This is a genomic window from Sphingomonas sp. GW821-FHT10F11 (assembly GCF_058809095.1).
The window spans coordinates 1-20,126 of record NZ_JBXASH010000016.1 but is presented as its reverse complement, the minus strand read 5'-3'; the positions used below and the strand labels follow the sequence as shown (position 1 = coordinate 20,126).

Here is a 20,126-nt window from a genome sequence, read left to right as displayed (position 1 = left end):
CGAAAGGCGGTCTTTTCATTATGTTTACAACGCCTATATTGGGCGTGCCGCCGGTTCGCCGTCGGCTATGGTGATAAATTGCGGCGTACAATAGATGCAGCGGACCCGGGGGCAGTACCCGGCGACTCCACCACAACCGGCCCTTTACGGACCGGTCATGACGGGGTCGAACCAGGATCGACGTGTATTGAAAAGCGCTGTTTTTGCCCGGGCTGAGTAACCTGTAAAAGGCTCAAAACCACAAGTGCTAACGATAACGAAGCACTCGCGATTGCCGCGTAAACCGGACCTAACGGTCTAGTTTACTAAGGACGAAAGCGCGGTTCGGGCCGCACCGGGCAACAGAAGCGGACACCGGCGGTACGGGGAGCACCGAGCAACAGAAGCTCCCCACTTCTCCTCTTTTCTTGAGCCCCTCCCCTTCCGGACTGAGGCATCGCAGCGGACGCATTGCCAAGCTGTTCCAATGGCTTGCGGTGGCGATCATGATCTGCCGCGAGATCGACGGAGCTACCGGCGTCGACCACTTGATTGCTCCTGTGGTTCTCCACCCGAACCAGTCAGAGCGGTGGTCGTTTCGATTCCGACTCGCCCTCAACGCGGCGCGCCATCGGACTCCCTACGGCTCGGCTCAAGCTGCCTTCATTCTGGCGCAAGCCTATTGCCCACCCGGCCAGTAGGAATAGCTTTGTGGCGGGGGCGCAGTCGAGTCGGCACGCTCAAAAAGGCGGCCACGGCTACGCCCGTTCACGGGAGAGCTGTCATGGATTTTGATTCGTCCGCCGACCGTCCACTTCCAATCCTGATCGTGGCGCGCGGCGATCCCGCGCTCTCGCTGCCCGTGCAAAAGATCGAGCTCGACCTGTCGAAATTCCATAGCGGCCGCTGGGCACAGCAGCTCGACACGGCGATGACCCGATCGCGCGAGCCGATCGTCCTGCTTGCCCAGGGCGTGGCCTGCCTGGCCGTGGCGTGGTGGGCGCAGCTCTCGCCGCGCAGCTATCTCACGCATATCCGGGGGGCGGTGTTCCTGTCGCCGCTGAGCATCGGCTTCGGCCAGGCGGCGATCGCGGCCAAGGCGCGGGTGAGCCCAGCGACCAAATTGCCCTTCCCCTCCGTCGTCGCGAGCGACCCGTCATCGATGATCGAGCAGGTGCTGGCGCTGGCCGATAACTGGGGCAGCCGTTTCGTCGATGCAGGCGCGGTACCGGGATCTCACCCGAGCAACCGGCGCGGCGGTGGGACGGCGGCCGAGGACCGGCTGTTGCAGTTGCTTGGCCTGTTCGATGCCGGGGCGACCAGTGGCACCGGCACGGCAATCGACACGACGGTGGCAGCGCGGCTCGAAAGCATTCGTTAGCCGATTGCCATGATCGGCGGCTTTCCCCCAGGGCCCATGAAGGTGACACCTTCATGGGCCCTGGTCGAGAGGCAGTGACGGCAATTCATCCAACTGCGTTTTCGTTCTTATGGTCGGGTCAGCCGCCGGTCGCCAGGCGCTTGCGATATTCCAGGGCCGGCAAGCCGCCCCAGCCCCAATTTTCGGTATCGACTTCCTCGATCACGACGAAGGTCCACTCGACCGGCTTGTGGAGGACATCGAGCAGAAGTTGGCTGGCGCCGGCGATGAGGGCGGCCTTTTCCTCGGCGGTGACGGAGTCACGGCCGGGGCCGGTCCCCTCACGCGTGATCTGGATGGTGACGATCGGCATGGTGACTTCTCCTTGTGTTGAACCTTAGTGACCGGCGCTCTGGCCGCCATCGACGTGCAGGATCTCGCCCGTCACGAAGCCGGCGGATTCGAGGTAGAGCACGGCGTCGACCACATCGCGGATCTCGCCCAGCCGCTTCACCGGATGAAGGCCGGCAAGGAAGTCGAGCGACTCCGGCGCGTGCATCGGCGTCCTGATCACGCCCGGCGAGACCGCGTTCACGCGGATGCCCTGCTGGGCATATTCGATCGCCAGTTCCTTGGTCGCGGAGTTGATCCCGCCCTTGGTGAGATTGGCGAGCGCGGTCGGCACGCCGGCAATGGGGTTGTCGGTCAGGCTGGTGGTGATGCTGACGATATGCCCACTGCCCTGCTTCAGCATCTCGGCAGCCACTGCCTGGGTGACATGGAAGAAGCCGGCCAGGTTGGTCGCGACCTTCCCTGCGAAATCCTCGGCCGTGTAATCGGTGAAGGGTTTGGCGATGAAGATGCCGGCATTGTTGATCAGCGTGTCGACGCGGCCGAAGCGCGACAGCGCCTCCGTCACCACGCGCTTTGCAGTGGCGGGATCGCCCACATCGCCGGCGACAGCGACGATGTCGGGATCATTGCCCTGCTCGATCGAGCGCGACGTGGCGATGACGCGGTAGTTGCGGTCGCGATAGGCCTTGACCAGCGCGGCGCCGATACCCTGCGATGCGCCGGTGATGACGGCGACTTTCTGTTCTTCGTTCATGGGAAAATGGGCCTCGAAATGATGCTCCGGCTGGCGGGGTGCCGCCGGTGGGCATCATTTAGGGCCGCGCGATATCCGGCAGAATATTCGCTGTTCGGTGGATACTCTTCCGCTAGACGGAAGAATTGGCCGCCAAGGCCCCGGCCTGGGCCGACAGGCGGGCGAATTCGGCGCGGAGGCGCGGGGTGGCGAAATCCATGAAGGCGCGGACCTTCGGCACCGAGGTACGGCCGTGCGGGGTAAGCAGATGGACGGGGAGGGCCGGCGGCTCGGCATCGCGCAGGATGATGCGGAGCGCGCCCTGCTGGACCTGTTCGGCGACGTGATAGGTGTAGAGCCGCGTCACCCCGAGACCCTGGACCGCCGAGGCGAGCGCGGCGCGCACGCTGTTGACCACCAGCCGGGGCCTGAAATGGATCGAGCGCGGGACCGAACTGCCGGCGGCCGGCGGGAAGACCCAGGAATCCTGACCGAAATGGGTGGTGGTGACGATCCGGTGGCGGGCCAGGTCGCCTGGCTCGGCAATCCGGGGGTTGGCGGCAAGATAGCGCGGCGCGGCGACGATCACGCGTTTGACGTCGCCGCCGATGCGCACAGCGATCATCGACGAATCGGGCAGCTCGCCGACGCGGAGCGCGATATCGATCCCCTCCTCGACCAGATTGGCGTGGCGATCGAGCAGGACGAGGTTCACCGACACCGCCGGATAGGCCTCCAGATAGGCATCGACGATCGGACGCAATATCTCCTCGCCGCTGATCGGCGGCGCCGACACCGTGAGCATGCCGCGCGGGGCGGCGCGTTCGTCGGCGACGCTCAGGTCCGCCTCTTCGAGATCGGTCAGCACGCGCCGGCAGGCCGCGGCATAGCGCTCGCCTGCTTCGCTGAGCTTCATCGAGCGCGTGGTCCGATGCAGCAGTTCGGCGCCGACATGGTTCTCGAGAAAAGCGATCGCGCGGCTGACGGCAGCGGGCGACCGCCCGAGCCGGCGGCCGGCACCGGCAAGGCTGCCCTCTTCGAGCGCGGCGACGAAGACCTTCATCGCATCGATGCGATCCATGCCGATCCTTCCGGTTGGCGGAATAATGGAGCGCCATGGTCGGATATTCCGTCCAACCAGACAAGGAGTGGTCGTGCGTCCGGCCGGTAATCCATGCCGTTCGAGCGCCTGCCGTTTTGGCGGCCGGGACCCCATGCTAAGGCCCACGCACGCCATCGAAGGACTCCTCAATGACCGGTGTCACCCGTCACGGCGCGTTCGAGCATATGCCGCGGCACCGCCATGCCGAGGGCTATGTCGCACTGGTGCTGGCGGGCGGCTATGTCGAGGCAGGGGATCGCGGCCGGGTGCGGGTCGGGGTCGGCCATGCGGTGATCCACGGCGCGCATGAATCGCATCAGGATAGATTCGATCGCGCAGGCGCCAGCGTACTGAACCTGCCGTTGCTCGGGCCGGGCATCGATGCGGCGATGGGCGCGGTCGACGACCCCGACGCAGTGGCGCGGCTCGCAGAGCGCGATCCGCACGGCGCAGCCACGTTGCTGCGCGACATGTTCCAGCCATCGCCGGCGCGGCTGAACGACTGGCCGGACCTGCTGGCAGCTGCGCTGGCGGAGGAGCCCGACCGCCATCTCGCCGACTGGGCCGACGGCCTGGGGCTGGCGCCCGAATCGCTCAGCCGGGGCTTCCGGCGCGCTTACGGGACGAGCCCGAAGCGCTATCGGCTGGAGCAACGCACCTTGCGCGCCGTACGCCTGCTGCCCGGCTGGCACGGGTCGATCGCATCGCTCGCCGCCGAGACCGGGTTTGCCGACCAGGCGCACCTGACTCATGCCATGGTCGCGCTGACCGGGAGTACGCCGAACCGACTGAGGGTCAAGTCCGTACAAGCGGCCTCGGACCAACCCCGCTAGCCAGGGAAGATGCATCGCCGCTCCTTCATCGCCGGCGCCCTTGCGGCGCTGCTCGCCTCGACCGTCACCCCGCCAGCCCTGGGCCAGGCCAGGATCAACCGCACGAAATGGACGGTGCGATCCTCCGAAGGGTTCGACGCGATCGCCTTTCTCGGCCCGCTGTCGGGCACCAAGCTCTATACCGACATCTATGGGGAGGATGTCGCCGCCTTCGCGCCGAAGCTGCCTGAAGCGGTGCGGAGCGACATCCCCAGGCTGTGGGAGGAAGCCGGGACAGCCGGTTTCGGGCTGCTCGGCCCGACCCTGTCCGTGTTGTTCTCCGCCAACGGCAATGACGCGACGATCGATACGCTGCTGACCGCACTCCGCGGACGCAGCACGCTGATCCTGCCGAGCTACAAGGCCAGCCCCTATTGGGACGCGAAGGACTGGGCGTGGTTCGAGGCAGCGGCGCCGCGGCTCGACGCGATCTTCAGCGCAATGCGCACGGCCGGGTTCGCCGCCTTCCGCGCCGCGCGAATGGGCCCCGGGCTCGACGCGCGGATCGGCGAGGTCTCGCGCGCGCTGAAGGATTTCGACGTGATCTCCCTGCAGGAAAAGCTGACCGGCCGGACCTTCGACCCCGAGATCCAGATCGTCCTGCTGCAATTCTGCAAGCCGCACGGCATCAAGGTGCAGGGCCAGATGTTCCTGCAATCGGCCGAATACGACACTGCCACCACGGTGCGCATCGCCGCGCACGAGATGCTTCACCCGCCGGTCAAGATGGACGGCCCGGCCGCCACCGCTGCGCTCGCGATCTTCGGGCGCGACCCGCTGATCACGAAGATCGTCCGCGAGCATGATCCGCGCTGGGGCTACACCAGCCTGGAAGGCATGCTGAACGAGGATCTCGTCCAGGCGCTCGACCAGTTGATCAGCGAGGCGCTCGGCGTTGCGCGCAATCCCGCCGATCGCTGGTACCGGTCGGATGACGGCATGCATGTGCTGGCGGCGGGCTTTTACGGGCTGCTGCGACAGGATCGCTGGATCCGGACCGGCGGATCGATCGAGCAATGGCTCGCCGACGCCGCGGCGAAAGGGCGGCTGGCGCCCGCCGCCTTCCATCCCGTCGCCGCACGCGTGCTGGAGCGGCCGGTCGACGCGCTCTGGCCTTTGCCTCCGGAGCCCAAGGGCTAGGCGGATCGACATTCGATATGTGCGACCCTTTTCCTCTCCAGTGGGAGAGGATACGAAGCCTTATGAGCGCAGCGAATTAGGCGAAGTTGGTGAGGGGCTCCGGAGCTATCGAGAACTCCCGGAGCCCCTCACCAACTCCGACTGGAGAGGAAGAATAGTCCCATGAATGTCGATCCTTCTGAGCGGACCGCCCCTCAAAAGCCGATCGTCGCCATCCCGCCTGGCTTCACCGCCAGTTCCGCCTCGAGCCGGGCAAGCAGCTCGCCCACAGGAAGCGGTCCGGTGACCTTCACCTGCCGCGCGACGACGGCGAAGTCGCCGGGCGTCAGCGCGCTCAGCCGCGCGAGACCGGCAGGCGCCGCGCAACCGAAGAAACGCTCGAACGCGCGCGCCGCCGATGCCGCCGACAAGGGCTGCAATGCGAGCTTGAAGGTGAAGCGCCGGAGCGCCGCCGGATCGAGCCGTGCCTGATCGTTGGTCGCGGCGAACACGGGCAGGGGATGGCGGTCGAGCCAGGTGAGCAGCTCGTTGACCTGAGTCACCTCCCAGCTCACCCGCGCGGTCTTCCGGTCGAACAGCAGCGAATCCGCTTCGTCGAAGAACAGCACGCTGCCTTCCGCCGCCGCCTCGCGAAAGGCAGCCGCGATGTTCGCCTCGGTCTCGCCGACCCATTTCGACAACAGATCGGACGCGCGCCGGGTCGCGAGCGGCCGGCCGAGCCGTTCCGCCACCTCGCCCGCGAGCTGGGTCTTGCCCGTGCCCGGCGGCCCCGCCAGCAGCACCGAAAAGGCCAGCGCCGCGCCCGGCCGCGTCAGCCGCTCGACCAGCCCGGCGACAGGCATGTCGCATTCGAACAGCGACAGATCGACCTTCCCCGCCGCTTCGGCCAGGGTCACCGCCTGGCCTCGCAGCGAGCCGACCAGCGCCCGCGCGACGCGCTCATCATCGCCCGCGGCAGCGCCGGCGATCCGCGCGGCGCGCATCGCGACGCGCGCCACACTGGGCGTTTCGGGCGCCTGCCGCGCGAGCATGGTCAGGTCCTCGCCGATCGCGCATTCCTCCATCGCTGCCATGCGCGCCAGCACCCGGTCGCGTTCGCTCCCGCGCGGATGATCGAGCTTCAGCACGAAGCTCATCCGGCGCAGATACGCGGAATCGACATTGTCGATCGCATTGCTGGTCCAGATGATCGGCACGCCGTTCGTCTCCAGCATGCGGTTGACGAAGATCTTCGACCCCGCGCGATTGGCGAAGCGCTTGCCGCCATCGACCTTGTTCGCATCGCCGATCAGATCCTCCAGCTCGTCGAACAGCAGCAACGCACGCTCGTCGCGCTGGAGCGCCCGTTGCGCACGGAGCAGCGCCGCGACGCGCTCGTGCCGGCGCGGCTCGGTACCGTCGCTGTCGGCCTCGCCCACCGCGAACAAGGCCGCGCCGACATGCGCGGCGAGCGCGCGCGCCAGTTCGGTCTTGCCGACGCCCGGGGCCCCGTGGAGCAGCACGTTGATGCCGGGCGCGCGCGTCTCCACCGCGCCGGCGAGCAGCCGCGCGACGAAATCGACATCGCCCTGCATCGCCGGAAAATCGCCGAGCGAGAGCATCGAGACCTGGCGCTTGCCTGCCAGCGCCTCGATCAGCCGCTCGGGATCATGCCCGCCGCGCGCGAGCAGGCTCTCGAACCACCAGCTCGCATCGAACGACACGCCGCCGCCATGCGCCATGTCCACCTCGAACAGGCCGAGCTGCACCGCCATGCTGTTGCGCGCGACGGTACCGGCATGGACCGCGTCGGCGCCCGCCAGCATGCCGGCGATGCGCGCCATATCCTCATGCGCCATCTCCAGCGCCCAGCGCAGCCGGGCGATACGGGGATGGAAGGAGAGCGCGAGCCCTGCCTCCAGCACTGACCGATCCTGGTCGCTCAGGCTGAGCACAGTCGCGATATTTTCCGCCGCCTCCGCCAGGTCGGGCGGCAGCGGGTCCTCCGCCATGTCGGCGAGCATCGTCGACAGCTTCGACCAGCTGATCTTGCGCCCGCCTTCCCTGGGCGCGTCCTTCACGCGCGGCTTCGGCGCCGGCCAGAAGACCGACTTATGCTCTTCCACCCATGCGAGCAGCGCCTGACCGGCCCGCCCATCCTTCGTCAAAGTCGCGCGCAGCATCATCGCCAGGCGCCGCGACGTCACCGTCGTGCCCATGTGTCTCATCCATGTGCCGCAAACGGACGCGTGGCGCCGGCTTGCGAACCTTAAGTTTTGGGATTTGAACATGCCGGGTCCAACGACCCGGCCGGGCGCGACTAGCGCTTCGGCGAGGTCCGGACGGCGGCGGGTTCAAGCCCGAATATGATTGCCGTGGCGAACATGTCAGCCTTCCTGCACCCCGATATTGGGGCGGGTGGCGCACTAGGCGCGTGCGCGGGTTTCGTCAAGATCGTAACGGATGCGACCAATTGCGCGGGCTCACTCGGGGTCGCGCTTCGCCCCGTCCAGGGTGCGGTCGATGCGCGTCTGTTCCTCGCGCGCCATCCGTTTCTCGTCTTTGGTCTGTCCGAACAGCCGGCGATTGGCGGAAGCCGCTGCGTCCTTGTCGGCGCGGGCGCGGGCCTTGCGGGCGGTGCGGAGGTTGATGATCTCGGCCATGCGCTGGTGATAGCAGTCAGGCGGCGGGCGGCGCCAGCGCCCGGGTGAGCGGCCGGGCGATCAGCAGCACGATCAATCCGCCGGCCAGCCCGATCGCCGCGTCGAGCGCCCAGAAGGCGGCGGGACTCATCTGGTCGTAGAAGCTGCCGATCCAGCCCATCATCACGCTGCCGATGAAGAAGGACAGGAAGGCGCCACCCATCAGCGTGGCGTTCACCCGGGGCGGGGCCGCCTGGGAGATCAGCGCCAGCAGCACCGGCCAGTAATAGAGGAAGGCGACACCCATGCCGACATAGCCGAGCAGCGCCCAATAGACCGGCACGCGGCCATCCGGACCGGCCAGCAGGCATCCGATCGCGAAGATCCCGGCCGACAGACCGGTCAGGCCAGCGCCGATGCCGATCTTGGCGACGTCGCCCGGCTCCCGCCCGCGCGCGGCCTGCCAACGCCACAAGGCGACGAGCGGCGGCACGGCGATGACGCTGGCAAAGGCATTGACCGAGTTGAACCAGCTCGCCGGTACCGTGCCGAACGGCGTGGCGAGATCGACATGCCCGTCGATCCAGACGATGCCGATGTTCCAGATCATCGGAAAAGCGATGTTGGGCAGGACGGTGAGCAGGATCATCGCGATCAGCAGCCAGGTGCGCACATATTCCGCATGGGTGAGCGGCGGATAGACGATGTGTTCCGTGCGCGTCCGCCCGCCGGGAATGTGCTGCTGGCCCGCCAGATAGGTGATCAGCGCGACGATCATCAGTACGCCGGCTGCGCCGAAGCCGACATGCCAGCCATAGGCCGCGGCGAGCCCGCCGCACACCAGCGGCCCGCCGACCGCGCCGATATTGATGCCCGCGGAAAAGATCGTGTAGCCTTGAGTCCGCCGCGATTCCTCCTCGGGCGCATAGAGTTGGCCGATCTGCGCGGAGATATTGCCCTTCAGGCAGCCCGAACCGGCGATCAGCAGCGCGAGCGCGATCAGGAAGCTCGCGTCGAACGCCATGGCGATATGCCCGGCGCTCATCAGCACCGCGCCCAGCACGACGGTCGCCCTGGTGCCGAGCAGCCGGTCGGCGAGCATGCCGCCAAGAATCGGGGTGAAATAGACGAGGCCGGAATACCAGCCGAAGATCAGCGACGCGAAGGCCTGGTTGCTGATCGGGCCATGCCACTCCAGCAGGTGGCGCAACGCGCCGAGGCCGAGGACATTTTCCGCATGGCCGGGCGTGAGCAGCTGCTGCACCATGTAGAGCGCGAGCAATGCGGTCATGCCGTAATAGGAGAAGCGCTCCCATGCTTCGGTAAAGGCGAGATAGGCGAGGCCCCTCGGATGACCGAGGAAGGCGGTGTCGTCGGTCCGTACGGTCATTCAGTCAGTCTCCGACGCGCTTCAAGCCGAGTTCCTGATCGAGCACAGGATGCTCCGCCGCATAGGCGCGCAACGCCCGTTCGAGCGAGGCTGCATCGTTGAAACGGCAGGTCAGGTTCGCGCCTTCCTTGTCCTCGACCACGCCGCCGGCGGCGCGGACCAGGTCGGCGGTGCTGTCGCAGTCGATCACGATATTATGCGTGATGGTGTCGCCGCGCGGTTCGACCAGACCATAGGCCGCGCCGGCCTTGGCTGGATCGGTCGAGATCATCTCGCTGATCCACAGGTCGCGGCCGGGCATGAGCAAGCGGACGAAGAACAGCTTGCTGTTGTCCTTCTTCCGCTCCTCCGGCCCCGGAACCAGGCTTCCATCGGGTGCGCGGACGATGCGGGTCCGCTCGACCTTTCCATCGGAATCGGTGACCTCGTAGAGCCCGGGCTGGAGCGGCTGTTCGGCCGCTGGATCGGGCGGGTAGAAGACCGGGCCTTCCCACCAGCAGCCGGAGAGGAGCAGCGCAGCGAGGAGGGTGAGAAGGGTGCGCATCGGCATTTGCTCCGGCCATTCCTCCCCTCTCCTTCCAGGAGAGGGGCAAGCTGCGAAGCAGCGCGGGGTGAGGTTGAGTGCGGGGCCTGAGTGATGTCAACCTCACCCTTCCCATCGCTTTGCGATGGGCCCCTTCCCTCTCCTGGAAGGAGAGGGAGATTAGATCACTCCGCTGCCAGCAATGATTCCGCGCCGCCCAGGTCCACCGATACCAGCCGGCTGACCCCCTGTTCGATCATCGTCACGCCGAACAGCCGGTGCATGCGGCTCATCGTCACGGCGTTGTGGGTGACGATCAGGTAACGCGTCGCGGTTTCCTGCGTCATTGCGTCGAGCAGGTCGCAGAAGCGTTCGATATTCGCATCGTCCAGCGGCGCGTCGACTTCGTCGAGCACGCAGATCGGCGCCGGGTTGGTCAGGAACAGGCCGAAGATCAGCGCGACTGCGGTCAGCGCCTGCTCGCCGCCCGAGAGCAGGGTGAGCGACTGGAGCTTCTTGCCCGGCGGCTGTGCCATGATCTCGAGACCCGCTTCGAGCGGATCGTCCGAATCGACCAGTTCGAGATGCGCCTGCCCACCGTTGAACAGCGTCGTGAACAGCCGGCGGAAATGGCCGTCGACGGCTTCGAACGCGGCAAGCAGGCGCTGCCGCCCCTCGCGGTTCAACGTACCGATCGATCCGCGCAGGCGGTTGACCGCAAGCCCCAGCTCCTCGCGCTCGGTCGCGTTGCCGACGCTCGCCGCCTCAAGCTCGGCCAGCTCGGTTTCCGCGACGAGATTGACCGGGCCGATCCGCTCGCGATCGATCAGCAGCTTGTCATGCGCGGTCGATTCGTCCTGGGGCTGGCCGACCTTGTCCGGCTCGAATCCGACTCGTTCGGGCAACAGCACCGAGGGGCAGTGGAAACGCTCGCCCGCCAGCCGGTTCATCTCGATTCGCCGCGCTTCCTGATTGTCCGCCCGCGCCGCCGCACCGGCCCGCGCCTCGCGCGCTTCCGCCAGGGTCTCGGCCGCGGCGCGGGCGGCTTCCTCGGTCAGGCGCAACGCCACCTCGGCTTCGCGCTCGGCGGCCATGGCGGTCTCGGCTTCAGCCCGCAGCGTGCCATGCGCCTGCTCAAGCCCGGCGATATCGGCGGCAAGCTCGGCGGGCTTGCCGGCCAGCGTCTCCGCTTCGGCCGCCAGATCGGCATCGCGCTTGTCCATCTCGGCGATGCGCCGTGCCGCTTCGCCCGCGCGATTCTTCCAGCCCTTGCTCTCTGCATTGCCCGCCGCCAGCCGCTCGCGATCCTGCCCGATCGCGCGTTCAAGCGCACCGCGGTCGGCGCGGGCAGTGGCGACGGTCGTACGCTTCGCCTCGGCCTCGCCCGATAGGATCGACACCCGTTCGCGCGTTGCGCTGCCGTCGGGGAGCCCCGCCTTCACTTCCGCCGCGCGCTTCACTTCGCCCTGCGCTTCCTCATTCTCGGCGACAATGCGCTGGCGGCGCGTGTCGAGATCGGCACGCTGTGCCTCGATCCGTTCGATCTGGGCCGCCGCGCGATCCTCGGCGCGGGCAGCATCGCGGGCATTGGTCTCGGCGCCTTCGAGCAGCCGCCGGGCATCGACTGCGGCGCGCCGTGCCTCGGCGATCGCTTCGTCGATTCGGGTCAGCTCGGCATCGCAGGCATCGACCGCGCGCACCGCCGCCGGCCGTGCCGCCTCGATCGCGCGGAGCCGGTTCATCCGTTCGAGCCGCGCCGCCGCCTCAGCACCGCCGGACTTGGCGACATAACCGTCCCAGCGCCGCAGCAGCCCGGCCATGGTCACCAGCCGCTGCCCGACCGCGAGCGGCTGGCCGCCATCGCTGTCGGCAACGAATATTTGCGCCAGCCGCCGCGCGAGCGCCGCCGGTGCGGCGACGTGAGTCGCCAGCGCGACGGTGCCGGACGGGCCGGACGGATCGCCCGGCGCTGGCGCGGCTCCAGCCCAGAAACGTTCGGCGCTCGCATCCAGCCCGGCTTCGAGATCATCGCCCAGCGCCGCCGCCAAAGCGCGTTCATAGCCCGGCTCCGCGCTGAGCTGGTCGAGCAGCCGGTCCTTGCCGTCGCGCCGCGTCGCCTTGGCCAGTGCCGCCGCTTCGCTGTCGAGCGCGCTCAATTCGGCATGAGCACCCGCGCGGGCCGATTGCGCCCGGTCGCGCGATCCGATCGCCTCGCGCTCGCTCGCATCGGCGCGGGCAAGCGCAGTGCGCGCCGATTCGGCATGGCGCAGCGCCTGGGCGCGGGTCTCCGCTGCCTTGTTCTTCTCGGCGATCAATGGCGCGGGATCGCCCAAGGCCTTGGCCTCGGCCGTCACCCGGGCCAGATCGCGCTCGCTCCGCTCGGCCCGGGTCCGCGCCGCAGCCAATGCCGCCTCGGCCACGCGGGCATCGGCTGCCTCGCTCGCCTGCGCCGCCAGCGCCTGGGCCAGTGCCACCTCGGCATCGCGCGCGGCGCGTTCGGCCTCGGCCAGCGCGGCGTCGAGCTGGGGCGAGCGGGTTGCCGCCTCGGCGATGCGCGACTCCAGTTCCTTCGCTTCGTCGGCCAGCCGGGCAATCGCCTCCGCCGCATCACTGGCGAGCGATCCTTCGCGCGCCCGGTCCTCGGTCAGCCGCGTACGGCTGTCGCGCAACTCGGCGAGGCGCCGCTCGGCAGCGGCATGTTCGGTGCGCAGCGCCGAGAGCCGGTGGCCGGCATCACTCGCCCGGTCGCGTGCGCCCTGCGCCTCGGCGCGAGCCGCCGCGAGCTTCTCGGTCGCTTCGCTCTGATAGGCCGCAGCACCACGCTGCGCCTCGGCCGCTTCCGCAACGCGCGTCTCGGCCGACGCGGCTTCCGCCTTGGCCGCGTCCGCCGCCGACGACGCATCGCGCCAGCGGGCGAAAATCATCCGCGCCTCGGCCACGCGGATCTGGTCGGACAACTGGCGATAGCGTTCGGCCTGGCGCGCCTGGCGTTTCAGCGCGGCGGCGCGCGCGTCCTGATCGGCAATCACTTCGTCGAGCCGGGTCAGGTTGGCCTCGGTCGCGCGGAGTTTCTGCTCGGCATCCTTGCGCCGAACGTGCAGGCCGGCGATGCCCGCCGCTTCCTCCAGCATCGCGCGGCGCTCGGCCGGCTTGGCGGCGATCACCGCGCTGATCTTGCCCTGGCTGACCAGCGCCGGGCTGTGCGCCCCGGTCGCCGCGTCGGCAAACATCAGGGCGACGTCCTTCGCCCGCACGTCGCGCCCGTCGATCCGATAGGCGGAACCCGCCCCGCGCTCGATCCGGCGAACGACCTCGGTCTCCTCGCCGGTGATCTCGGTCAGGATCGAGACTTCGGCAAAGTCCCGCGCCGGCCGGGTCGAGGTGCCGGCGAAGATCACATCGTCCATGCCCGCGCCGCGCAGCGACCGGGCCGACGTCTCGCCCATCGTCCAGCGCAGCGCCTCGAGCAGGTTCGATTTGCCGCAGCCGTTCGGCCCGACGATCCCGGTCAGCCCGGGCTCGATGCGCAGGTCGGCCGGATCGACGAAGCTTTTGAAGCCTGTCAGCCTGAGCCGCTTGATCTGCACTGGGCTGCCCCTGCCCCGTCGTTACAGCGCGCCCGCTGTCTTCAGCGCCGGCTGGAGTGACTTCCAGTCGGCCACGTCGGGCACGACATCGCCGTTGACGATGAAGGTCGGGGTGCCCTGGATCTTGTATTGCTGGTTCGCCGCGTCGGTGTTCTTGGCGATCTCCTCCAGCATCTTCGGATCGGCGAGGCACTGGCGCGCCTTCGCATCGGGCACGCCGCGCTGCTTCACGAAATCGAGATAGCCGTAGAATTGCGCGAGATAGGTCACCACCTGGGCCGGCGGCGCATTCTGCAGCCGGGCCTGATCGGCCTCGGGAATCTTGTCCGTCTTGCCGATCAGCGACTGCTGCGAGATCATCATCTGCTCGAGCATCGGGAAGAACTGGTTGGGCTCGACGCAGTGGCCGAGCAGCATCGGGCCGATATCGGCCTCGGCATGGATCGGGAAATCGCGGAACTCATAGGAGAGCTTGCCCGAGGCGATCGGGCCGCTCTTCAGCGCTGGGAAACCCTCCGCATCGAACGCCGCGCAATGCGGGCAGGTGCGCGAGCCATATTCGATCAGCTTCACCGCGGCATTGGGGTTGCCCATGCGATAGCCGCCCTCGGGCGTTTTCTCAACGGTGTCGATCCAGGCCTTGCCGGCCGGCGCCGGAACGGCCGCCACGGGAGCCGCGGCGGGCGCGCTGCTGTTGCCGCCGGTCCCGCCCGAACCGCAGCCGGCGAGGATCAGGGCCGGCAGGACGGCATAGGCAATGCGGAATTTCATGGAACTCTCCGTTGTAAAAATCTTGGTCACTTGGCGCCGACCGCGCGCAGACTCTTTTCCAGCACGGCCCATTCGGTGGTGTCGACGGTCTTGCCGTTGAGCTCGAACGCCGGCGTGCCGTGGATCTTCGCCCAGGCGGCATCGGTGTTCTTCACGATCACGGCCAGCTCGGCCTCATTGGCGAGGCAGGCCTCGATCGTCGCGTCGGTCATGCCGCGTCCGCGCATCAGGTCGCTCAGCCCCGACCCGTCGGCAAGCGCGCGGAACTGGGCTGGGCGGGGATAGGCCGAGATGCGCGCCGCGTTGACCGATTCGAAGCGCGATCCGCGCGGTACCCAATCGTCCTGCGCCGCGAAGATCGCATCGGTGGTGGCGAAGAAGCCCTTCGGACCCGTGCACCGCGCGAGCAGCGCGGCGGTGAGATCGAGCCGGTCGCGCACCGCATTGTGCAGTTCCACGCTGGTCGAACCGGACCGCACCATCTGGCCGCGCAGCACCGCGCCCGATTCGGCGATGAAATGCGCGCAGTGCGGGCAGGTGTAGCTGACATATTCGACCAGCTTCACTTTCGCCTTGGGATTGCCGACGACAAAGCTGCCGTTCACCGACTTGGTGACGGTGGCCCGCCAGTCGCGCCCCTGCGCCAGGGCGATCGACCCGAAACCCAGGAGCGCGATCAGGGGAAGCAGGATACGTAGGTGCTTCATCATTCCTCCGGCTGACCGACCACCGGCGCCCCACGCGTCGCGGCGACACCCGCCGCCAGCGCTTCGAGCACCGCCTTCAATTCCGGGTCGGCGATGGTACGCAGGCTCGCGCCGAGCTCGACCGGGATGGGTTTGAGCGAAGGCGGCGCGGCCCGCGGGCGCGGCGCGGCGACATCGCCCTGGCGGATGTTCACCCGCGAAATCGCGCCATAGCCGAAGAAGCGATTGACCCGCTCGATGATCTCCGGCGCGATATGCTGCATCATCGTGGCATGCGCCCCGCGCACGACCAGGTTGAGCGTGCCGTTCGTCCGTTCGCCCTGCGGGAACTTGATCGATTCGGGCGCCGAGACCCCGGCGTACCGGCTGCCGACGATCTCCGGCCAGCGGCTGACGATCGCGCTCTGCACGAAGCCGAACTTGCGGAAGGCGGCGCGCCCGACATCGGGCAGCAGCTCGGACACCGCACGCGCACGGCCGCCGCGCGGCTTTTCCGCTTTCGGTTCGGGCTTGGGAGCGGGGACGCGCTTGCTCATTATCCTGTCCATGCCATAGCGATGCCGTGCCCGCCAAGCTTCCTTCCGACATCGCTGATCTGCTGCTTGCCTGGTACGACCTGAACGCACGCCGTCTGCCGTGGCGCAGCCCGCCCGGCGCGCCGCGCGCCGACCCGTACCGGGTGTGGCTGTCCGAGATCATGCTGCAGCAAACCACGGTCGCCACGGTCCGACCGCGCTTCGAGGAATTCGTCGCGCGCTGGCCCGATGTCGAGTCGCTGGCGAGCGCGAGCGATGCCGACCTGATGGCCGCCTGGGCGGGCCTCGGCTATTATGCCCGCGCCCGCAACCTCATCGCCTGCGCCCGCGCCGTCGTCGCGGCCGGCGGACACTTCCCGGCCACCGAAGAAGGCCTGCGCACCCTGCCCGGCGTCGGCGCCTATACCGCCGCCGCCATCGCCGCGATCGCGTTCGGCGAACGCGCGGTCGTCGTCGACGCCAATGTCGCCCGCGTCGTCGCCCGCCTCTTCGCGATCGCCGCGCCGCTGCCCGGCGCCATGCCCGAGGTCCGCGCCGCCGCCGACTCGATCACGCCCGACGCCCGCGCCGGCGATTTCGCCCAGGCGATGATGGATCTCGGCTCGGCGATCTGCACGCCGCGCAACCCCAGCTGCCTGATCTGCCCGCTCGCCCCCTCGTGCCGAGCCTTCGCCTCGGGCGACCCCGAGTCTTTCCCGGACAAGAAGGTCAAGGCGGCCAAGCCGCAGCGCTACGGCACGATCTTCTGGGCCGAGCGCGACGGCCAGGTGCTGCTGGTGCGCCGCCCGCCCAAGGGCCTGCTCGGCGGCATGCGCGCCCTCCCGACCGGTCCCTGGGCCTCGGCCCCACCCGGCCTGGAAGACCCGCCGATCGCCGCCGACTGGACGATGCGGGATGGGACAGTCGTCCATGTCTTCACGCATTTCCGCCTCGAACTCGCGCTTGCGGTCGCGCGAGCCGAAGCGCATTCGAATGCCGGCGAATGGTGGCCGATCGCCGATATCGAATCGGCAGGGTTGCCGACGGTGTTCGCCAAGGCAGCAGCCGCGATCAGGAGAGCGGAATGAGATTTCGGGCATTGGTATCCGGCAGCGCATTGATCGCACTCCTGGCCGGCGGGGCCTTCGCTTATGAGGCGGCCCCCCAGGCCCAGCGCGCCGCCCCGGCCAGCCAGTCCGCCCTTCCCGCCACTCAGGCCCTGTTCGATTCCTATGTCACGACCGGCAAGATGCCCGGCATCGTCGGCGCGTTCGGCATGGGCGATTTGCCGACGGTCTTCATCAGCGCCGGCAAGATCGCCGACGATCCGACTGCGGCCGCGGCCGGCCCCGACAGCCTGTGGCGCGTCTATTCGATGACCAAGCCGGTCACCGCCATGGCGGCGATGATCCTGATCGAGGAGGGCAAGATCAGGCTCGACCAGCCGGTCAGCGACTTCATCCCCGCCTTCAGGACGATGCGGGTGCAGATCAGCCCCGATACGCTGGAGAGCCGCCCGGCCGCCCGCCCGATCACGATCCGCAACCTGCTGACGCACACCGCGGGCCTCGGCTATTCGATCGTCACCAAGGGCCCGCTGCTCGACGAATATAACCGGCTCGGGCTCAATCCGGGCGCACTCAGCGGGCCGCTTGAAATGATCTCGCGCAAGAGCCGCCCGCCCTCGCTCGAAGCCTTTGCCAACCGCGTCGCCGAAGCCCCGCTGATCGCCGACCCGGGCACGAAATGGAGCTATTCGATCGGCCTCGACGTGATGGGCCGGGTGATCGAGGTGGCGGGCGGCATGCCCTTCGACACCTTCGTGCAGAAACGCATCTTCGATCCGCTGAAAATGACCTCCAGCTACTGGACGGTCCCGCAAAGCGAGGTCGGCCGCTTCGCCACCAATTACATCTTCCAGCGCGAGGCGATGAAGCAGCTCTCGGCCGGTCGCTCGTTCGACGTGTCGGGGATCGACGAAAAGGCCCGTCTGCCGATCGATCCCGCGGCCAGCTCGGTCTGGCTCTCTCCGCCGAGCTTTCCCTATGGCGGCGCGGGACTGGTGATGTCGGCGCGCGATTACGACCGCTTCCTCCACGCGCTGCAGGATGGCGGCACGCTCGACGGCGTGCGCATACTGAAGCCGCAGACGGCCGCGCTGATGATGTCGAACCTGCTGCCCCCGGGCGTCACCTACACCCCGATGCCGGACGGCACCGGCCCCGCGCCGCCGAGCGGCTATGGCGCCGGCGGATCGGTCACGCTCGCGGACAAGCCCGGCGGCCCGGGCAAGGGCACCTATGGCTGGGGTGGCGCCGCCGGCACGATCGCCTGGGTCGATCCGACCCGGAAGATGCGCGGCACGATCATGGTCAATTTCTTCCCCGCCGATCAATGGTCGATGCGCAGGGACGCCGTCGCCGCGCTGATGACCGATCTCGCCCGCTACAAATGAGTCCCACCCAATGATCGCACCAGGCTTCACCGGCAGCACGCTCGACCGGGCCGATCCGCTTCGCCAGGACCCGGAGGCGCTCGCCGCCGCCATGGGCGACTGGCGCGCGCGGCTGCTCGTGCTCAACGATTTCGAGCCCGAGCTGGACGGCGAAGGCCGGCTGGTCTGGACCAATCTGGCCGATGCGCCCGAGGGATCGGACCTGCTGCTGCTCGGGCTCAACAACGGCAAGCCCCATTTCGCCGCGCTGACCCCGGGCATGAAGCCGCCCGCCGGCCGCCCGATGCGCATGTTCAGCCTGCTCGACCGGATCGCGCCGGGCGAGGCCGCGACCTATGCCGCGGCGCGCAGCCTGCTCGACTGGCACACGCGCCACCGCTTCTGCGCCAATTGCGCGACCGAGACCCAGATCTACCGTGCCGGCTGGGGCCGCAAATGCCCCCATTGCCACGCCGAGCATTTCCCCCGCGTCGACCCGGTGGTGATCATGATCGCCGAACATGACGGCCGCGCGCTGCTCGGCCGGCAACCCGCCTGGCCGTCGGGCCGCTATTCGGCGCTGGCCGGTTTCCTGGAGCCGGGCGAATCGATCGAGGAAGCCGTCGCGCGCGAGATCATGGAGGAAGCCGGCGTGCGCGTGACCGACGTGCGCTACATCGCCAGCCAGCCCTGGCCCTTCCCGTCATCGCTGATGATCGCCTGTGTCGGCATGGCCGAGGACGACGCGCTGACGATCGACAAGCACGAGCTGGAAGACGCGATCTGGGTGTCGCGCGAGGAAGTGCTCAGGGTGCTGGCCGGCGGCGAAGGCGCGTTCCTGCCGCCGCCGCCTTATGCGATTGCGTTCACGCTGCTGACGGAGTGGGCGAACAGCTAATCCTCCGTGGCGCGGGGACGAAGAAAAACTAGCCCCTAGACCGAGCCTGCCGGTACGTCCCCAGCACCCGCACCCATTTCGAGTGGAAGCCAAGCTCCGCGATCGCATTGTCCAGCCCCGGGTCGCCCGGCTTGCCCTCGACATCGGCATAGAATTCGGTCGCCGCGAAGGTGCCGCCGCGCTGATAGCTTTCCAGCTTGGTCATGTTGACGCCATTGGCCGCAAAGCCGCCCATCGCCTTGTAGAGCGCGGCGGGCACGTTCTTCACTTCGAAGATCAGCGTCGTCATGAACGGCCCGTCGCCGATCGGCGCATGGCCGGCGCGCGCCAGCACGAGGAAGCGCGTCGTATTGTGATCGGCATCGGCAATGCCGTCGCGCAGCAATCAGAGGCCCCATCGTGGGGCTTCACCTGCATCTAGATAAGAGCTTACGCCTTGACGTGCTGCGCGATGTACTTGTTCATTTCGAACATCGTGACCTTGTCACGACCGAACACCTTCTTCAGCTTCTCGTCGGCGAGGATCTCGCGCTTGTTCGCCGGGTTCTGCAAGTTGTTGGACTTGATATAGTCCCACACCTTGCTGATCACCTGGCTGCGCGGCAGCTTGTCGTTGCCCACGATCGCGCCCAGCTCGGGGGACGGCTGCACCGGCGCATGGATGCCGCCGGTTTTTATAATTTTTGTCCCCGGCCGGTCACTGTTTGGCATGCCCCAAAACTCCAATCGCCCAACCTGCCGAACACTAACGCGTTGTCAACGCGCGCACCAGACATGGATTCCGACCATCAATCCTGCAAGAAGCAAACTTACAAATGCTATGCAAGCCGCGATCATGAGCCAGATCCCATTTTGTTTCATGGTCATGAAGTTACTCGCAATCCGGAGATCGTAGTCGTTGAGCAGTTCCTGAAGTCGAAGAACTTCGCCCTTGTTCGCAACAAAGTCATCTTTCCAGTCTGACGGTGTTGAGCCCGGAAAAAACCAGTCAGTTGGACGAGCCGCCACCATCGCGCATCCCATTGCCAGTAACATCCCTGCCGCCGCGAAAAGCGCAATACCGCCTAGGCCGTGAACTCATAAAACCGGTCGAGGGCAGAAGGGGTAAGTAGCTTGAGGGCTTCGCCGATGCTGTCGGCG

General features: G+C 67.7%; 20 protein-coding genes, 1 other RNA gene and 1 pseudogene. 8 read left to right on the top strand and 14 right to left on the bottom strand.

Annotation, left to right across the window (positions count from 1 at the left end):
* The first annotated feature begins 8 nt into the window (after positions 1–8).
* The 3 genes from ssrA to AC1RT8_RS24535 all read left to right on the top strand — a co-directional run bounded on the left by ssrA (position 9) and on the right by AC1RT8_RS24535 (position 1,360).
* Positions 9–356, top strand: a transfer-messenger RNA (tmRNA) gene (gene ssrA / locus AC1RT8_RS24545).
* Positions 357–476: 120 nt separating this feature from the next.
* Positions 477–680, top strand: a complete 204-nt coding sequence (locus AC1RT8_RS24540) for a hypothetical protein (protein WP_493079171.1) — start codon at positions 477–479, stop codon at positions 678–680.
* Positions 681–763: 83 nt separating this feature from the next.
* Positions 764–1,360: an alpha/beta hydrolase gene (locus AC1RT8_RS24535; protein ID WP_493079169.1), complete on the top strand. Its 597-nt coding sequence runs from the start codon at positions 764–766 to the stop codon at positions 1,358–1,360.
* Positions 1,361–1,478: 118 nt separating this feature from the next.
* On the opposite strand, the gene AC1RT8_RS24530 is transcribed toward AC1RT8_RS24535, so the two are convergent.
* The 3 genes from AC1RT8_RS24530 to AC1RT8_RS24520 form a co-directional block, all read right to left on the bottom strand.
* Entirely contained in the window at positions 1,479–1,712 is a 234-nt protein-coding gene (locus tag AC1RT8_RS24530) for a tautomerase family protein (protein ID WP_493079167.1), read from the bottom strand.
* 24 nt (positions 1,713–1,736) lie between these two features.
* Positions 1,737–2,447 carry an SDR family NAD(P)-dependent oxidoreductase gene (locus tag AC1RT8_RS24525; RefSeq protein ID WP_493079166.1) on the bottom strand — a complete coding sequence of 237 codons (711 nt, stop codon included), beginning with the start codon at positions 2,445–2,447 and terminating at the stop codon, positions 1,737–1,739.
* 112 nt (positions 2,448–2,559) lie between these two features.
* Positions 2,560–3,507: a LysR family transcriptional regulator gene (locus AC1RT8_RS24520; RefSeq protein WP_493079164.1), complete on the bottom strand. Its 948-nt coding sequence runs from the start codon at positions 3,505–3,507 to the stop codon at positions 2,560–2,562.
* Positions 3,508–3,677: 170 nt separating this feature from the next.
* Here AC1RT8_RS24520 and AC1RT8_RS24515 point away from each other — a divergent pair, with 170 nt between their 5' ends.
* Together AC1RT8_RS24515 and AC1RT8_RS24510 are read left to right on the top strand one after the other, a co-directional pair.
* The gene (locus AC1RT8_RS24515) at positions 3,678–4,361 is read left to right on the top strand and encodes a helix-turn-helix domain-containing protein (RefSeq protein WP_493079162.1); all 684 of its coding nucleotides are present in this window, start codon (positions 3,678–3,680) and stop codon (positions 4,359–4,361) included.
* Between the two features lie 9 nt (positions 4,362–4,370).
* The gene (locus AC1RT8_RS24510) at positions 4,371–5,540 is read left to right on the top strand and encodes a hypothetical protein (RefSeq protein WP_493079160.1); all 1,170 of its coding nucleotides are present in this window, start codon (positions 4,371–4,373) and stop codon (positions 5,538–5,540) included.
* A 194-nt stretch (positions 5,541–5,734) separates the two neighbouring features.
* Here the strand turns inward: AC1RT8_RS24510 and AC1RT8_RS24505 are convergent, their stop codons facing one another.
* The 8 genes from AC1RT8_RS24505 to AC1RT8_RS24470 form a co-directional block, all read right to left on the bottom strand.
* Positions 5,735–7,747: an AAA family ATPase gene (locus tag AC1RT8_RS24505; protein WP_493079159.1), complete on the bottom strand. Its 2,013-nt coding sequence runs from the start codon at positions 7,745–7,747 to the stop codon at positions 5,735–5,737.
* Between the two features lie 255 nt (positions 7,748–8,002).
* Complete coding sequence (locus AC1RT8_RS24500) at positions 8,003–8,182, bottom strand: DUF4169 family protein (protein ID WP_493079158.1); 180 nt, start codon at positions 8,180–8,182, stop codon at positions 8,003–8,005.
* A gap of 16 nt (positions 8,183–8,198) precedes the next feature.
* Complete coding sequence (locus tag AC1RT8_RS24495) at positions 8,199–9,551, bottom strand: peptide MFS transporter (protein WP_493079157.1); 1,353 nt, start codon at positions 9,549–9,551, stop codon at positions 8,199–8,201.
* Between the two features lie 4 nt (positions 9,552–9,555).
* A complete protein-coding gene (locus AC1RT8_RS24490) occupies positions 9,556–10,095 on the bottom strand; it encodes a hypothetical protein (protein WP_493079156.1) in 540 nt (179 codons plus the stop codon).
* Between the two features lie 164 nt (positions 10,096–10,259).
* Positions 10,260–13,661 (bottom strand): chromosome segregation protein SMC, encoded by a 3,402-nt coding sequence (gene smc / locus AC1RT8_RS24485; protein WP_493079154.1) that lies wholly within the window; start codon positions 13,659–13,661, stop codon positions 10,260–10,262.
* 21 nt (positions 13,662–13,682) lie between these two features.
* The gene (locus tag AC1RT8_RS24480) at positions 13,683–14,432 is read right to left on the bottom strand and encodes a thioredoxin domain-containing protein (protein ID WP_493079152.1); all 750 of its coding nucleotides are present in this window, start codon (positions 14,430–14,432) and stop codon (positions 13,683–13,685) included.
* Positions 14,433–14,458: 26 nt separating this feature from the next.
* The gene (locus tag AC1RT8_RS24475) at positions 14,459–15,139 is read right to left on the bottom strand and encodes a thioredoxin domain-containing protein (protein WP_493079151.1); all 681 of its coding nucleotides are present in this window, start codon (positions 15,137–15,139) and stop codon (positions 14,459–14,461) included.
* Positions 15,139–15,687, bottom strand: a complete 549-nt coding sequence (locus tag AC1RT8_RS24470; protein WP_493079150.1) for a DUF721 domain-containing protein — start codon at positions 15,685–15,687, stop codon at positions 15,139–15,141. The genes AC1RT8_RS24475 and AC1RT8_RS24470 overlap by 1 nt, the downstream gene beginning before the upstream one ends.
* 50 nt (positions 15,688–15,737) lie before the next feature.
* Between AC1RT8_RS24470 and AC1RT8_RS24465 the strand changes: the two genes are divergently transcribed.
* The 3 genes from AC1RT8_RS24465 to nudC are packed head-to-tail and all read left to right on the top strand — an operon-like array spanning position 15,738 to position 18,986.
* Positions 15,738–16,742, top strand: a complete 1,005-nt coding sequence (locus AC1RT8_RS24465) for an A/G-specific adenine glycosylase (protein ID WP_493079196.1) — start codon at positions 15,738–15,740, stop codon at positions 16,740–16,742.
* A complete protein-coding gene (locus tag AC1RT8_RS24460; protein WP_493079149.1) occupies positions 16,739–18,109 on the top strand; it encodes a serine hydrolase domain-containing protein in 1,371 nt (456 codons plus the stop codon). Before AC1RT8_RS24465 ends, AC1RT8_RS24460 begins: the two co-directional genes overlap by 4 nt.
* A 10-nt stretch (positions 18,110–18,119) precedes the next feature.
* On the top strand, positions 18,120–18,986 hold the full coding sequence (gene nudC / locus AC1RT8_RS24455) for an NAD(+) diphosphatase (RefSeq protein ID WP_493079147.1): 867 nt from the start codon (positions 18,120–18,122) through the stop codon (positions 18,984–18,986).
* Positions 18,987–19,014: 28 nt separating this feature from the next.
* Here nudC and AC1RT8_RS24450 read toward each other — a convergent pair.
* The 3 genes and pseudogenes from AC1RT8_RS24450 to AC1RT8_RS24440 form a co-directional block, all read right to left on the bottom strand.
* A pseudogene (locus AC1RT8_RS24450) lies at positions 19,015–19,356 on the bottom strand (prephenate dehydratase); the annotation flags it as partial.
* A gap of 59 nt (positions 19,357–19,415) precedes the next feature.
* Positions 19,416–19,697 (bottom strand): SWIB/MDM2 domain-containing protein, encoded by a 282-nt coding sequence (locus tag AC1RT8_RS24445; protein WP_493079194.1) that lies wholly within the window; start codon positions 19,695–19,697, stop codon positions 19,416–19,418.
* A 45-nt stretch (positions 19,698–19,742) separates the two neighbouring features.
* The gene (locus tag AC1RT8_RS24440; protein ID WP_493079146.1) at positions 19,743–20,021 is read right to left on the bottom strand and encodes a hypothetical protein; all 279 of its coding nucleotides are present in this window, start codon (positions 20,019–20,021) and stop codon (positions 19,743–19,745) included.
* Positions 20,022–20,126: the final 105 nt, after the last annotated feature.